Origin of the sequence: Acidovorax sp. NCPPB 3576, assembly GCF_028473605.1 — a bacterium.
Classification (GTDB): domain Bacteria; phylum Pseudomonadota; class Gammaproteobacteria; order Burkholderiales; family Burkholderiaceae_C; genus Paracidovorax.
This window is the reverse complement of sequence record NZ_CP097267.1, coordinates 185,118-200,391: the sequence shown is the minus strand read 5'-3', so window position 1 is coordinate 200,391 and position 15,274 is coordinate 185,118. Positions and strand designations below refer to the sequence as shown.

The 15,274-nt window shown below is 65.9% G+C and carries 13 protein-coding genes; 3 read left to right on the top strand and 10 right to left on the bottom strand.

Translation table 11 applies throughout. The features are described from left to right. Positions 1-54: 54 nt before the first annotated feature. Positions 55-558: a MarR family winged helix-turn-helix transcriptional regulator gene (locus M5C98_RS00970; protein WP_272550442.1), complete on the bottom strand. Its 504-nt coding sequence runs from the start codon at positions 556-558 to the stop codon at positions 55-57. 141 nt (positions 559-699) lie between these two features. Here M5C98_RS00970 and recA point away from each other — a divergent pair, with 141 nt between their 5' ends. Then, positions 700-1,809, top strand: a complete 1,110-nt coding sequence (gene recA, locus M5C98_RS00965; protein ID WP_272550441.1) for a recombinase RecA — start codon at positions 700-702, stop codon at positions 1,807-1,809. A gap of 78 nt (positions 1,810-1,887) precedes the next feature. Then, the gene (gene recX, locus M5C98_RS00960) at positions 1,888-2,355 is read left to right on the top strand and encodes a recombination regulator RecX (protein ID WP_272550440.1); all 468 of its coding nucleotides are present in this window, start codon (positions 1,888-1,890) and stop codon (positions 2,353-2,355) included. Positions 2,356-2,380: 25 nt separating this feature from the next. Here recX and M5C98_RS00955 read toward each other — a convergent pair whose 3' ends face one another. The 9 genes from M5C98_RS00955 to M5C98_RS00915 all read right to left on the bottom strand — a co-directional run bounded on the left by M5C98_RS00955 (position 2,381) and on the right by M5C98_RS00915 (position 14,501). Next, positions 2,381-4,693 (bottom strand): DUF1631 family protein, encoded by a 2,313-nt coding sequence (locus M5C98_RS00955; RefSeq protein WP_272550439.1) that lies wholly within the window; start codon positions 4,691-4,693, stop codon positions 2,381-2,383. A 36-nt stretch (positions 4,694-4,729) separates the two neighbouring features. Next, positions 4,730-5,683, bottom strand: coding sequence for a protein translocase subunit SecF (secF, locus tag M5C98_RS00950; RefSeq protein WP_272550438.1), 954 nt, complete (start codon positions 5,681-5,683; stop codon positions 4,730-4,732). 12 nt (positions 5,684-5,695) lie between these two features. After that, the gene (gene secD, locus M5C98_RS00945) at positions 5,696-7,588 is read right to left on the bottom strand and encodes a protein translocase subunit SecD (RefSeq protein WP_272550437.1); all 1,893 of its coding nucleotides are present in this window, start codon (positions 7,586-7,588) and stop codon (positions 5,696-5,698) included. An 83-nt stretch (positions 7,589-7,671) separates the two neighbouring features. Continuing rightward, positions 7,672-8,007, bottom strand: a complete 336-nt coding sequence (gene yajC / locus M5C98_RS00940; protein WP_272550436.1) for a preprotein translocase subunit YajC — start codon at positions 8,005-8,007, stop codon at positions 7,672-7,674. Positions 8,008-8,252: 245 nt separating this feature from the next. Next, a complete protein-coding gene (locus M5C98_RS00935; RefSeq protein ID WP_272550435.1) occupies positions 8,253-9,104 on the bottom strand; it encodes a hypothetical protein in 852 nt (283 codons plus the stop codon). 41 nt (positions 9,105-9,145) lie between these two features. Beyond that, on the bottom strand, positions 9,146-9,727 hold the full coding sequence (locus tag M5C98_RS00930; protein WP_272550433.1) for a hypothetical protein: 582 nt from the start codon (positions 9,725-9,727) through the stop codon (positions 9,146-9,148). Positions 9,728-9,850: 123 nt separating this feature from the next. Continuing rightward, positions 9,851-10,444 (bottom strand): hypothetical protein, encoded by a 594-nt coding sequence (locus tag M5C98_RS00925; protein ID WP_272550432.1) that lies wholly within the window; start codon positions 10,442-10,444, stop codon positions 9,851-9,853. Positions 10,445-10,773: 329 nt separating this feature from the next. Continuing rightward, the gene (locus tag M5C98_RS00920; RefSeq protein WP_272550431.1) at positions 10,774-14,346 is read right to left on the bottom strand and encodes an indolepyruvate ferredoxin oxidoreductase family protein; all 3,573 of its coding nucleotides are present in this window, start codon (positions 14,344-14,346) and stop codon (positions 10,774-10,776) included. After that, positions 14,343-14,501 carry a hypothetical protein gene (locus M5C98_RS00915; protein WP_272550429.1) on the bottom strand — a complete coding sequence of 53 codons (159 nt, stop codon included), beginning with the start codon at positions 14,499-14,501 and terminating at the stop codon, positions 14,343-14,345. Before M5C98_RS00915 ends, M5C98_RS00920 begins: the two co-directional genes overlap by 4 nt. A 182-nt stretch (positions 14,502-14,683) precedes the next feature. Here M5C98_RS00915 and M5C98_RS00910 point away from each other — a divergent pair, with 182 nt between their 5' ends. Then, on the top strand, positions 14,684-15,187 hold the full coding sequence (locus tag M5C98_RS00910) for an Lrp/AsnC family transcriptional regulator (RefSeq protein ID WP_272550427.1): 504 nt from the start codon (positions 14,684-14,686) through the stop codon (positions 15,185-15,187). Positions 15,188-15,274: the final 87 nt, after the last annotated feature.

Here is a 15,274-nt window from a genome sequence, read left to right as displayed (position 1 = left end):
CGACCCCTGCGGAATGGGACGATGGCGATGTCACCTGCGTGACTTTCAGCGCCCTCAGTTCGCCAATCCGTCGCCCCCCGCATACGCCTCCAGCCCGATCGCCACCACCGTGGCGACCTCGTTGCCCACCTCCATCCGGAACTCTGCCTCCGCCTGTGCCACCGCATCGCGGAACGCCTGCAGCCACGCCAGTCCGGCGGCGGTGAAGCACACCCGGCGTGCCCGGGCATCGCGCGGGTCGGGCTCGCGCACCACCAGGCCCCAGGCGGCGCACTGGTTCACCAGATCGGCCATGGACTGCTTGGTCATGCCGGCCCGCTGGGCCAGATCGGTCAGCCGGTCGCCACCCAGCGAGAGGTGGCGCGTGATGTGGATGTGCGCCGCGGTGACCTGATCGCGCGCGGCAAGGTTGGAAAGCGCCAGCGGCACCTCCACGTTGTGGGCCATGAGTTCGAGCACCCGCGCATCGAACCGGCGCATGGCATGCCCGAGGAGACGGCCCAGGTGCGTCTGGCGCCAGCCGTCGTCGAGGGGAGGAGAGGGCAGGATTTCGGCCATGCCACATTGTCAGGGAAACTGACTTAAAACACCGTTTACGCAACGGGACAGCTCGCATAAACTACTGTTCAAGCATCCAGCCTGTGACTACCAACAGCTTGGCAGAGATATCCCAACCCATTGTTTTTCAAGGACATTTCCATGGACTTCGCCGTCAAGGGTACCCATCCCGCCCAACCCGTCAACACCGAAAAGGCCAAGGCCCTCCAGGCCGCGCTGGCCCAGATCGAGAAGCAGTTCGGCAAGGGCACGATCATGCGCCTGGGCGAAGGCGAGGTGATCGAAGACATCCAGGTCGTCTCCACCGGCTCGCTGGGCCTGGATATCGCGCTGGGCGTGGGCGGCCTGCCCCGCGGCCGCGTGGTCGAGATCTACGGCCCGGAATCGTCCGGCAAGACCACGCTCACGCTGCAGGTGATCGCCGAGATGCAAAAGCAGGGCGGCCAGTGCGCCTTCGTCGATGCCGAACACGCACTCGACGTGCAATACGCCCAAAAGCTCGGCGTGCAGCTGTCCGATCTGCTGATCAGCCAGCCCGACACCGGCGAGCAGGCCCTGGAAATCGTGGACAGCCTCGTGCGCTCGGGCGCCGTGGACCTGATCGTGATCGACTCGGTCGCCGCGCTCACCCCCAAGGCCGAAATCGAAGGCGAAATGGGCGATGCCCTGCCCGGCCTGCAGGCCCGCCTGATGAGCCAGGCGCTGCGCAAGCTCACCGCCACGATCAAGAAGACCAACTGCATGGTGATCTTCATCAACCAGATCCGCATGAAGATCGGCGTGATGTTCGGCAGCCCCGAAACCACCACGGGCGGCAACGCGCTCAAGTTCTACGCCTCGGTGCGCCTGGACATCCGCCGCACCGGCACGATCAAGAAGGGCGACGAGGCCGTGGGCAACGAGACCAAGGTCAAGGTCGTGAAGAACAAGGTCAGCCCGCCGTTCAAGACCGCCGAGTTCGACATCCTGTTCGGCGAGGGCATCAGCCGCGAGGGCGAGATCATCGACATGGGCGTGAACGCGAAGATCATCGAAAAGAGCGGTGCCTGGTACGCCTACAACGGCGAGAAGATCGGCCAGGGCCGCGACAACTCGCGTGAGTTCCTGCGCGAGAACGCCGACCTCGCCCGCGAGATCGAGAACAAGGTGCGCGAGAGCCTGGGCATCGCCCTGCTGCCGCCCAGCCTGGAAGCTCCGGCCGCCGCACCCGCCAAGGATGTGCCCGAAAAGGCCGAGAAGTCTGAAAAGTAAGCACGGCCCCGATTGCAGGTGATACAAGGCTCCAGCGCTTGATTGGCAAGCGCTGGATGCTTTTATTTTTATAGCGACATGGGATTTGCGACGCTTTCGCTCAAGGGCCGGGCGCTGCGCCTGCTGGCACAGCGCGAACACTCCCGCGCCGAACTGGCCACCAGGTTGGCCCGCCACGTGCAGGAGGGCGACGACCTGAACGCCGTGCTCGACGATCTGCAGGCCAAGGACTTCATCAGCGCCCAGCGCGTGGCCGATTCGGTGGTCAACCGCCGCGCCGCCCGCCTGGGCACGCAACGCGTGGTGCAGGAGCTGCGCGGCAAGGGGCTGGACGACGCGCTGGTGCGCGCCACCGCGGAGCGCCTTCGCGCCACCGAACTGGAGCGCGCGCAAGCCGTGTGGCGCCAGCGCTTCGGCGCCCCGGGCGAGACGCCGCAGGAGCGCGCCCGCCAGATGCGCTTCATGGCCGCGCGGGGCTTTGCAGGCGACGTCGTTCGCCGCGTTGTGCGGGGAGACAGAGACGACAGCGGGGATGGCGGCGGCTGACCCGGCTCCCTTGGGTCAGCCGGCTTCAGTCCAGCAGGCGTTCCGGATTGGCATCGATCTTGGCCAGCGCGTCGCGCGTGGCGCGCATCGTGAGCGCTTCTTCTTCCTGCGCCACCAGCAGGCCGGACTGCAGATAGGCGCCCAGGCGCTTGAGCTGCAGCAGGTAACTGCTGCCATCGGGCGCGGCGAACAGATGCAGCTGCTTGCGCTGGCTTTGCCACACGTACTGCACCTGCGCCGAGGCGCCATTGTGGTCCAGCGTGAACCAGGCGCCGGGTTGCAGCTCCTGCGCCCAGGCCACCATGCCGGGCTCCACGGGCGCGCCGTTGTCGGCGATCACATGGATGGACGAAGCGTCGATGCCCAGCATCAGCTCGATGTTGTCGGCGTTGAGCGGCATTTCGCCCAGCGTCGCATCGCTGATGTAGTCCTCCAGATTGGCCAGGCGGCGCGCCATCGCATCGATGTGCGCCTGCGGGATGGAGGCCGTCTTGGACAGGAAGGCATCGGCCAGCGTGTCGGTCAGCACCTTCACCTGCGCGTCCTGCTCCGGCCCGTTCACGCCGAGCAGCGACAGGCCCTGGCGCAGGTGCTGCAGCAGCGGCGGCAGGCTCTGGATGACCTTGGCACGGTCGGCGCGGTGGGGCTTGGCGCTGGCGGCCCAGACCAGATCGGCCGCGGTGCGCTTGAAGGCGATGGTGTCCGGATGCTGGGCACCGTCGCGCACCGCCGACATGGCCAGCACCTCGGCCCAGGTCTTGAAAAGAAACTCTCGGATCTCCTCGCGCACCGGCATGTCCCGGAGCATGGTGCGCAACTCGATCGTGTATTGGATGGCCAGCGTCTCGCGCTGCTCGACCTGCTGCGCCACGCTGACGAGCTTGGAGGTCGCCTGCTTGGCCGTGAGGAACTTGGCCAGGAATTTCTCGAATTCGTCATAGACGAGCTGGAACACGCGCTGCCCGGTTTCGGGATACTGCTCGATCACCTGCACCACGCGGCGGATCTCGCCCTCCAGCGCGCTGCCGTTGATGGCGGTGGCATCGAACCCCATCACCACGCCGCCCAGCCGGTCGATCAGGCGGCGCGCGGGGTGGGCGATGTCGCTGAAGAATTCCGGCTCGGCCAGCGCCACACGCAGCACCGGCACCTGCAGCCGGGCGAACCACACGCGCACGGCCGGGGGAATGCGGTCTTCGCTCAGGATGCTCTGGAACATGAGCGCCACCACCTCGATGATCGCTTTCTCGCCGGGCGTGGAGGCCTTGGCCTTGAGTTCGGTCGAGCGCTCGCGCACCGCGCCCACCAACTGCACCACGGCGGCCGGGCTGTAGTCCTCGACCAGCGTGGCCACGCCGCTGTAGTACGTCTGCGCCTGCGCCCGGTGGGCCGACAGGGCCTGCGCCAGCGCGGCGGAGGCCGGCGGCGCGTTCACCATGTCGAAGCCGGTCGCCGGCTGCACCAGCAGGCGGCGCAACTGGCCCATCACGCCCTGGGCCCGCTGGCGCGCCCGGGCCAGCGGCGTCATGAAGGCCTGCATGCCCGCGCCGAAGGCCGTTCCCGGGGCCCCCATGCGCCCGGGTGCAGGCATGCCTCGCATGCTCGCCTGGGCAGACTCCTGGGCGAAGGATTGGGCCGATTGCTGCAAGGCCTGCGAGGCCAGTCCCGCAGGCGATGACAACCCGCCCGCCGTGCGGCGCACCTTGGATCGCAGGTCGTTGTCGGGCGTCACGCCCTGCTCCGTGCAGAACGCGTTGACGGCCTGGTACTGCCGCAGGATCAGTTCGCCCACCTGGCGCTGCAGCGGGTCGATGGCGGTCTGCAGGTCCCCGCGCTCCATGCCCGCCTCGACCCATTGATCGACCAACAGCAGGCACACCGTGTCGGGCCGCAGGATGTCGCGGCTGTCCAGTTCCTGGCCTTCCAGGTGCTGGGTGAACTGCCGCAGGGTGTCGAAGGCATTGCCGGTGTGTTCCATCACCGTGAGCGCCATGCGCGAGGCGATGATCTGGTTTTCGACGATGTCGTCGCTCACCAGCTCGAACCCACCGCCGGGCGGCAGGGCGCCGCGCGTGGTGCTGGCCAGCGGCGACATCGACTCGGAAAGGGCGCGGGCGCAACCGCCGATCCAGGCCTGGTGGCGCTGCTGGTAGCGCATCCACAGGTCGCGGCGCGTCTGCATTTCGCGCTGCGTGGCGGTCAGGCCCATGAGCTGGGTCAGGAAATCCAGCAGCTCCGCGTCGATGCCGGGCAGTCCCGCCACCAGGCCCTCCACGAACCGCTGCCGGGCCAGTCGGGCCAGGCGCCGGGGCGCGGTGGGAGGGCGGAGTTCTTCCATACGCCGTTGATTATGGGGCGCCCCGGGGCGTCGCGGTCAGACCGCAGCGCCCGCGTTCGGATCGTTCGGGTCGCCGTCCTTCTTGGGCGGCGCCTTCACCAGGTCTTCGCGCTTGACGCCCAGCCACATGGCGATGGCGGCGGCCACGAACACCGACGAATAGATGCCGAACAAGATGCCGATGGTCAGCGCCAGCGCGAAGTAATGCAGGCTGGGGCCGCCGAAGAAGAACATCGACAGCACCACGGCCTCGGTGGAGGCGTGGGTGATGATCGTGCGGCTCATGGTGCTCGTGATCGCGTGGTCGATGACCTCGTGCGTGGTCATCTTGCGGTACTTGCGGAAAGCCTCGCGGATCCGGTCGAAGATCACCACCGACTCGTTCACCGAATAGCCCAGCACGGCCAGCACGCCCGCCAGCACCGCCAGAGAGAACTCCCACTGGAAGAACGCGAAGAAGCCCAGGATGATCACCACGTCGTGCAGGTTGGCGATCACCGCCGCCACGCCGAACTTCCACTCGAAGCGGAACGCCAGGTAGATCACGATGCCGATCACCACCATGCCCAGGGCCATGAGGCCGCCGTGCACCAGTTCCTCGCCCACCTGCGGGCCCACGAACTCGGTGCGGCGCAGCGTGACGTCCGGGTCGGCCGCCTTGAGGGCGCCCAGGACCTGCTCGCTTTGCTGCGCGGAGGTCACGCCCTTTTGCACCGGCAGGCGGATCATCACGTCGCGCGCCGTGCCGAAGTTCTGCACCGTCACGTCGGAATAGCCCAGGCCGGACACGGTGCTGCGCACCTTGCCGATGTCGGCGCTTTGCGTATAGGCCACCTCCATGACCGTGCCGCCGGTGAACTCCACCGACAGGTGCAGGCCCCGCGTGATCAGGAAGAACACGGCCAGCGCGAAGGTGATGAAGGAGATCGCGTTGAGAACCAACGCGTACTTCATGAACGGGATATCTTTTCGGATGCGGAAGAACTCCATGGTCCCTCTCCTTCAGTTGGACTTGACCACGGCGGATGCGGTGCTGTCGGGTTCGGGCTTCCACACCTGTCCGATGGACACGCTCTTGAGCTTTTTCTTGCGGCCGTACCAGAGGTTGACCAGGCCGCGCGAGAAGAACACGGCCGAGAACATGCTGGTCAGGATGCCGATGCAGTGCACCACGGCGAAGCCGCGCACCGGGCCGGAGCCGAAGGCCAGCAGCGCGAGACCTGCGATCAGCGTGGTCACGTTGGAGTCGAGAATCGTCGCCCAGGCGCGCTCGTAGCCCGCATGGATGGCCGCCTGCGGCGACACGCCGGCGCGCAGTTCCTCGCGGATGCGCTCGTTGATCAGCACGTTGGAGTCGATGGCCACGCCCAGGGCCAGCGCCATGGCGGCGATGCCGGGCAAGGTCAGGGTGGCCTGCAGCATCGACAGGATGGCCAGCAGCATCAGCACGTTCACCGACAGCGCGATCGAGGAGATCACGCCGAACAGCGCGTAGTAGATGCACATGAAGACCGAGATCGCCACGAAGCCCCACACCACGCTGTGGATGCCGCGCTCGATGTTGTCGGCGCCCAGGCTCGGGCCGATGGTGTATTCCTCGATGATGTCCATGGGCGCGGCCAGCGAGCCGGCGCGCAGCAGCAGCGAGGTGTCGTTGGCCTCGGCCGTGGTCATGCGGCCGGAGATCTGCACCCGGCCGCCGCTGATCTCGCTGCGGATCACGGGGGCCGTGACCACTTCGCCCTTGCCCTTTTCGAACAGGACGATGGCCATGCGCTTGCCCACGTTCTCGCGGGTGATGTCCTTGAAGATGCGGGCGCCCTTGGCGTCAAGCGTGAGGTTGACCGTGGGCTCCTGCGTCTGGCCGTCGAAGCCGGGCTGCGCGTCGGTGAGGTTCTCGCCCGTGAGGATGACCTGCTTCTTGACGATGACGGACTGGCCGTTGCGGTCCAGGTATTTCTCGTCGCCGAAGGGCACGGGGCCGGAGCCCAGTTCGGCCGAGCGCGCCTCGGCGCTTTCATCGACCATGCGCACTTCCAGCGTGGCGGTGCGGCCCAGGATGTCCTTGGCCTTGGCGGTGTCCTGCACGCCGGGCAGCTGCACCACGATGCGGTCCAGGCCCTGCTGCTGGATCACGGGCTCGGCCACGCCGAGTTCGTTGATCCGGTTGTGCAGCGTGGTCATGTTCTGCTTGAGCGCCTGGTCCTGCACCTTGCGCAGCGCCTCGGGCTTGATGGTGGCGCGCACGCGCACGCCCTGGCCGTCGGGGCTGCTGGTGGCCACCAGGTCGGGAAACTGGTCGGTGATCACGTTGCGCGCGGCCGTGGCGGTCGCCTCGTCGCGCAGGCGGATGTCCACCGCCTGGCCGTCGCGGCTGATGCCGCCGTGGCGGATGTTCTTGTCGCGCAGCGTGGTGCGCAGGTCGCCGGCGAGCGATTCGGCCTTCTTGGTGAGGGCCGCCTGCATGTCCACCTGCAGCATGAAGTGCACGCCGCCGCGCAGGTCCAGCCCCAGGTACATGGGGCGCGCATGCAGCGCGCTGAGCCACTCGGGGGAGCGCGAGACGAGGTTCAGCGCGACGATGTACGGCGGGTCGGCCGGATCGGGCACCAGGGCCTTCTGGATCGCATCCTTGGCCTTGAGCTGGTTGTCGGGCGAGTCGAAGCGCGCACGCACCGAATTGCCATCGAAGCTCACGGCATCGGGCACGACGCCCGCGGCCTTCAGGGCCTCTTCGACGCGGCGCTGCACGGCGGCATCGACCTTCAGCGTCGCCTTGGCGGACGACACCTGCACGGCAGGGGCCTCGCCAAAGAAATTGGGCAGGGTGTACAGGGCCCCCACCAGCAGCGCGATCACGAGGATCGCGTACTTCCAGACCGGGTAACGGTTCATGATCGCGCTCTTAACTCTCAGGTCGCGGCGCAGGCCCGCAGGGCCGGCCGCCAGATCGGAACGGCTCGCGCCATTGCGTTGACTTACTTGACCGTGCCCTTGGGCAGGACCTGCGCCACGGCGCTGCGCTGGATCTGCACTTCCACGCCGGAGGCGATCTCGATGTGCAGGAACCCTTCGGACAGGCGCGTGACCTTGCCGACGATGCCGCCGGCGGTGGCCACCTCATCGCCCTTGGCGATGGCTTCGATCATGCTGCGATGCTCTTTCTGGCGCTTCATCTGGGGGCGGATCATGACGAAGTACAGGACCACGAACATCAGCACCAGCGGGAGCATGCCCGTCAGGGAGGACATGATGTCCGTGCCACCGGTAGCGGCGGCAGGGGCGGTCTGGGCGAAAGCGGAAGAAATAAACACGGCAACAGGCTCCATTCAAATGGATGGTCGTTTCAGACACCCGCCCACGGCGCGACGCGGCGCCAGCCGGGAGGGCAACGGGCGATTGTATGCGGCGCCTTTCTGCGCCTCCAGGCCAAGACCCGTGTGGGCTCAGGTCTTGGCCTGGGAGCGGGCTCCACAAGGAGAACGCTTCAATGTCGGTATTCGCGTTGTACGGACAGTGGCCGGAGGGATGGCCTTCGCCAGCACGCGGCAGGGTTGCCTCAGCGGCCAGGAAGGCGCAGGCGCTTGTGGGTATAAAAGGTGTTACCGCCCAGGGTTTTGAACTCCACGAATTCGGGAGACGGTGCTCCGGAATCATCGGTCCGCCATGCAAAAAGTCCAGTAGGACTGGGATCGGACGGTAGCGGTTCGGTGGCAGCAGTGAGTGCAGCTTCGTAGAACGCCAGATATTTCGCATGCCATGTATTGGTAGCATCGTTGACGATGGCCATCCGGGCTTCAATTAAATCCTGCTTCTTATTGGCAATGCGGGGGTAATTTGCGAAACCGGCAAACTGCACGTTGCCCCGGTCGCTCGCGGTCACGATACCCCGGATGTTCCGCGCGCCCGCCGCCATGAACTCTTTTGCACTACCAGAATCAAGCCGATTGGCAATAACGCGGCGCATCATGCGCATGCCCTCTATGGCGGCATCAGGACCACTGATTCCAGCACCCGCCCATTCTTGCGGCGCAGGCATCTCCACGAGAAAAAGCCTCACCAGCAGCCCCGCATCGGATTCCGGATCAGGCAGGCTCACTGGCTTCCGGACCGTGATGCTCACCAATGCAGGCGTTACCGTCAGCGCCGACATGCCCGCGCCACGCTCCGATCTCAGCATCAGCTTGGCATTGCCCGCGCTGCGCGCCGTGACAGCGAAAGCCCAGGAGTCCGCCCGGCTGTTGTGCGTGTTACTGGTGACTTCCAGCACATTCGGGTAATCACTCACAGCAACCAGCGTGTAGCGCTTGTCGATGGCTTCGAGTTTGACACGTAATACGTTGCCCTCTACGAGGGCAACCATCGCGGGCACGGGATTGCCGTGGGTGTATTTCAGGATGGCGTTTGCCATGTCAGTCCTCCCCCTTGGAGACAGGTTGTGTGTTTTAGGAACTATTGCGATGGCGCGGGCGGCTTGAACACAGGAATCCGCACTTGGGCGCCTACGCGCTTGCATTGCGCGAACATGTGATCAACCCAGGGTCGGCTTACGAGAAAGGTGCTGGTACCGATATCCGCATCGGTCGGAACGACATCGGTCTTGATATCCACGGTGCCGGTGGCGTGGGCCAGCATCCGCCCTTCAGTCTCCGGATCCATAGTGCCAAGCACATAGCTTTGCCCAACCCTCAAACGATTGATTCGATGGATGGACTCGCCTTCGTACCAGATCATGGACAGCACGCTCGTACCTGGCTCTGCGGTATCGGGCCGATCCAGCTTCCGCTGCACAAAACAGAATGTGTTCGCCTGCCGATAGCTCTTCATTTCGGTCAGGAACGCCCGCAGCGTGGCCCGGCTTGGCATCCTCCGGGCATCGGGTCGGGAGAACGCAGGGTCGATCGCGGGATAGGGCGCGCGTTGCGGAGCGGATACCGTTTGAACAGGGGGCGCGGCCGCAGTCGCAGGCAATGCGGCAGCCAGGGCGAATGCCAGCGCAAGGCTGGCAGGGATGATGCGTTCAATGGTGGGCATTGGTCCGACGCTTCTTGATGGGAACGGCACTATAAGACAGACCGCAAAGGGAGCCATGGGGCATTGGCCTTCCCAGCCTTTTGGCTGGCATGCCGTGGATTTCTTTGGGGAGCTTGCTATGTTTCAGGAGCTTCCGCTATGGCGAGGCACAGGCGGCTTGAACGCCGCAATCCGCACCTGGGTGCCTACGCGCTTGCACTGCATGAGCAAGCGATCAGCCCAGGGACGGCTGACAAGAGAAGTGCTGCCGCGTATGTCTTCTTCGGTCGGGACGACATCGGTCTTGATGTTCACGATGCCGCTGGCAGACGCCATCGAACGCCCTCTCGTAGCGTCATCCAGAGCAGGGTCTGGTTCATAGCGTTGCCCGTGTCGCACGGTATTGACATCCTGGATGGTCGCCCATTCATGCCAGATCATCCATACCACGCTCTCACCTTTTTCATCAGGACGCTGCTTGACTGACTGTTGAACGAAGCAGAAAGCATTCACCTGCTTGGTTTGCTCCAACTCGACCAGAAACGCCCGCAGCGTGGCCCGGCTGGGCATCCGCCGGCCATCGGGCCGGGAGAACGCAGGGTCGATCGCGGGATAGGGCACGCGCTGCGGAGCAGATACCCCTTGCGCAGGGGGCACGGCCGCAGTCGTAGGCAATGCAGCAGTCAAGGCGAATGCCAGCGCAAGGCTGGCAGGGATGCGGCGTGCAATGGTGGGCATGGTCCGACGCTTCTTTGATGGGGACGGCACTATAAGGCAGACCGCAAAGGGAGCCGCCCCTCAACCACCACATCCATCCCAGCGCATCGTCACCTCCGGGCATCGGGCCGGGAGGACGCAGGTTCGATCACGGGATCGAGCGTGCGTTGCCACGCCCATGCCAAACCCGCGCCCGCGGGGGTCTTGGCGCGGCGAGGCTGCCACATGGTCCCGCCTTGGATGGGGTATAAAAAAGCCGCCCAGCGCAATAAATACTAGGGCACATAGCTACATATTTAGCAGCAAACCTTTCCATCACCCCGGGCGATGGAAAGGTCGTCTTGTTCCCCTCAGGCCGTCTGGCGCAGCGCCTCCTGCGGATGGCGCCACTGGTTCATCAGCACCGTCCACTTGGCACGGGCGGCCTTCAGGTGGCGCTCCTTCACGTGGCCGTAGCCGCGGATGTCCTCGGGGATGCGGGCAATGTCGGCGGCCAGCGGCAGGTTGTCGGCGGTCAGGCCGGCCAGCAGTTCGTCGATGCAGGCGCGGTACTCGGCGATCAGGGCGCGCTCGGTGCGGCGCTCCTCGGTGCGGCCGAACGGATCGAGCGCGGTGCCGCGCAGGCCTTTCAGCTTGGCGAGCACGCCGAAGGCCTTGCGCATCCAGGGGCCGAACGGCTGCTTGAGCAACTCGCCCTTGTCGTTCTTGCGCGCGGTCAGCGGGGGCGCCAGGTGGTGCACCAGCTTGTAGTCGCCTTCGAACATGCCCTCGATCTTGGCGGTGAACGCCGCGTCGGTGTGCAGGCGCGCGACTTCGTACTCGTCCTTGTACGCCATCAGCTTGAACAGGTAGCGGGCCACGGCCTCGGACAGGCGGGTGCCCTTGCCGCCCGTGCGCGCCTCGGCGGCCTGCACCTTCTCCACGAAGGCCTTGTACTCGGCCGCGTAGGCCGCGTTCTGGTAGCCCGTGAGGAACTGCTCGCGCTTGGCGACCAGTTCCGCCAGGCCCGGCTTCTTGACGAACTGGATCACCTGCGCGGCCTTGAACAGGGCCTGCACGGCGGCCAGGTCATGCGCGCAGCGGCGGCCCCATTCGAAGGCGGCCTTGTTGTTGTCCACCTGCACGCCGTTCAGCTCCATGGCGCGCATGAGCGCGGCATGCGACAGCGGCACGCGGCCCTTTTGCCAGGTGTAGCCCAGCATCAGCGGGTTGGTGTAGATGCTGTCGCCCAGCATCTGCATGGCGACTTCCTCGGCATCGAAGCTGGCCAGCAGGTCCTCGCCCACGGCGGAGGCGATGGCCGTGTCGCAATCGGTGCCCGGAAACTGCCAGTCCGGGTTGTGCACGAACGACGCGGTGGGCGAGCCGTGGGTGTTGAGCGCCACGAAGGTGCGGCCCGGCTGCATCGCGGCCATGGTGGTCTTGTGCGAGGCGACGATGGAATCGCAGCCGATGATGAGGTCGGCCTTGGCCGTGTCCACCTTCGTGGTGTAGATGGCGTCCGGCCGGTTGGCGATCTGGATGTGGCTCCAGGTGGCGCCGCCCTTTTGCGCCAGCCCCGCCGCGTCCTGCGTGATGACGCCCTTGCCTTCCAGGTGCGCGGCCATGCCCAGCAGCGAGCCGATGGTGATCACGCCCGTGCCGCCCACGCCGGCCACGACGATGCCCCAGGCGCTCTCGGCCACGGGCAGCACCGGCTCGGGAATGGGGGGCAGCGCGGAGAGGTCGCCCTTCTTTTCCTTCTTGGGTTTTTTCAGCGTGCCGCCCTCGACGGTGACGAAGCTCGGGCAAAAGCCCTTCACGCACGAGTAGTCCTTGTTGCAGGTGCTCTGGTTGATGCGGCGCTTGCGGCCGAACTCGGTCTCCAGCGGCTCCACCGACAGGCAGTTGGACTGCACCGAGCAGTCGCCGCAGCCCTCGCACACCAGCTCGTTGATGACCACGGTTTTCGTGGGCGCGGCCATCGTGCCGCGCTTTCTGCGGCGGCGCTTTTCGGTCGCGCAGGTCTGGTCGTAGATGATGGCCGTGCAGCCGGCGATCTCGCGGAACTCGCGCTGGATCTTGTCCAGTTCGTCGCGGTGGTGCACCGTCACGCCGTCGGCCAGCGCCACGCCGTCGTACTTTGCCGGCTCGTCGGTCACGATCACCAGCTTGGCGATGCCCTCGGCCTTCAGGCTGGCCATGATCTGCAGCACCGAGTGCCCCTCGGGCCGCTCGCCCACCTGCTGGCCGCCGGTCATGGCGACGGCGTCGTTGTAGAGCACCTTGTAGGTGATGTTGGTGCCTGCCGCGATGCTCTGGCGGATGGCCAGCAGCCCGCTGTGGAAGTAGGTGCCGTCGCCCAGATTGGCGAACACGTGCTTTTCCGTGGTGAAGGGCTGCTGGCCCACCCAGGTCACGCCCTCGCCGCCCATCTGCGTGAAGGTGGACGTGTTGCGGTCGGGCATCCAGTTGACCATGTAGTGGCAGCCGATGCCGGCCACCGCGCGCGATCCCTCGGGCACGCGGGTGCTGGTGTTGTGCGGGCAGCCGCTGCAGAACCACGGCGTGCGGTCGCCCGTGTCCACCTTGGATTCGGCCAGGCCGCGCTCGCGCGCATCGATCACCGACAGGCGCGCGTCCATGCGGGCCACGATGTCGGCCGGCACGCCCAGCTTTTTGAGGCGCTTGGCGATGGCGCGCGCGATGATGGCGGGCGTCAGGTCGGCCTTCGGGCGCAGCAGCCAGTTCTGGCTCGGGTTGGGCATGCTCCACTCGCCGCCGGAGTTGTCGCCCTCCACCTCGTCGAACTTGCCCAGCACGTTGGGGCGCACGTCGGCGCGCCAGTTGTAGAGCTCTTCCTTGATCTGGTATTCGATGACCTGGCGCTTTTCCTCCACCACCAGGATCTCCTGCAGGCCTTGCGCGAAGTCGCGGGTGATGGTGGCCTCCAGCGGCCACACCACGTTCACCTTGTGCAGGCGGATGCCCAGCTGGCGGCAGACGTCGTCCTCCAGCCCCAGGTCGATGAGCGCCTGGCGCGTGTCGTTGTACGCCTTGCCGCTCGCGATGATGCCGAAGCGGTCCTGCGGGCCCTGGATCACGTTGTAATTGAGCTTGTTGGCGCGGATGTACGCCAGCGCCGCATACCACTTGTAGTCCATGAGGCGCGCCTCCTGCTCCAGCGGCGCGTCGGGCCAGCGGATGTGCAGGCCGCCGGGCGGCATGGCGAAGTCCTCGGGCATGACGATCTTCACCCGGTCCGGGTCCACCGAGATGCTGCTGGAGGACTCCACCACCTCCTGGATGGTCTTCATGCCCGACCACACGCCCGAGAAGCGGCTCATGGCGAAGGCATGCAGGCCCATGTCCAGGATGTCCTGCACGCTGCTGGGGAAGAACACCGGCAGGCCGCAGGCCTTGAAGATGTGGTCGCTCTGGTGGGGTGCGGTGCTGCTCTTGCTGATGTGGTCGTCGCCTGCGATGGCGATCACGCCGCCGTGCTTCGATGTGCCGGCCATGTTGGCGTGCTTGAACACGTCGGAGCAGCGGTCCACGCCCGGGCCCTTGCCGTACCAGATGCCGAACACGCCGTCGTATTTCTTCGTCGTGGGGTACAGGTCGAGCTGCTGCGTGCCCCACACGGCCGTGGCGCCCAGCTCTTCGTTCACGCCGGGCTGGAACACGATGTGGTTCTTGGCCAGATGCTTCTTGGCCGCCCACAGCGCCTGGTCGTAGGTGCCCAGCGGGCTGCCGCGGTAGCCGCTGATGAAGCCGGCGGTGTTCAGGCCCGCGATCGCATCGCGCTGGCGCTGGAGCATGGGCAGGCGCACCAGGGCCTGCACGCCGCTCATGAAGGCACGTCCGTGGTCGAGGGCGTATTTGTCTTCGAGCGTGACCGTTTCAATGGCGCGGCGGATGTGCTCGGGCAGGGGGGCGTTCACAGCACGTCTCCTTTGCCAGCACGCTCGACGCCAAATACGCAACGTTCGGCTGCGCCGCCCGTGGCGCCTCTGTGGCGCAACCAGCAGTGCGGGTTGTCATCAAGCGTGACCGTTTCAATCGCGCGGCGAATGGGCTCAGGCAGGGGGGCGTTCATCGGGGGAATCTCCAGTGGGGTCGTTGGCCGTCGCCTCGTGAGCGCGGTTTCAGCGGGGTGCCCTGGGCTGGGACGCACCGCCTTGTCAGGGCAGTGTAGGCAGGACGGCCGGATATGTCCTTTCGTTTTCATGCCGTGTTTACCCTCGTTTTAGAAAGGATCTTTCGCAAAATAATCATGCAATGAATACTTTGGACAAATTCGACCTGGCGATCCTCGGCGAGCTGCAGGCCGACGCCCGGCTGACCAATGCCGAGCTGGCCCAGCGGGTGGGCCTGTCGGCCGCGCCGTGCTGGCGCCGCGTGCGCGCGCTGGAGGAGTCGGGCTTCATCAAGGGCTACCACGCCGAGATCGACCGCCACAAGATCGGGCTGGGCGTGCTGGCCTTCGTGCGGCTGGATGCCGACCGCAGCACCGGGGGCCTCACCCGCGAGATGGAAGCCGCCATCGCCCAGATTCCGGAGGTGGTGGCCTGCCACTACATCAGCGGCACCGGCACGTTCGAGCTGCAGGTGGTGGCGCGCGACCTGGACAGCTTCTCGCACTTCGCCCGCAACGTGCTGCTGAACCTGCCGAACGTGAAGGACATGCACACCAGCTTCTCGCTGGGCGAGGTCAAGGCCAGCGGCGCCCTGCCGCTGGCGCACCTGGGGCCCCTGGGGCCCCTGGGCAAGAACAGCAAGTAGCTACAAATTTAATAGCAACATACCTTAGTGGTTATTGCGCTGGAGGCCTTTTTGGCTTCAAGCCCGTCTGCTCGCTTTTCCGCGCCG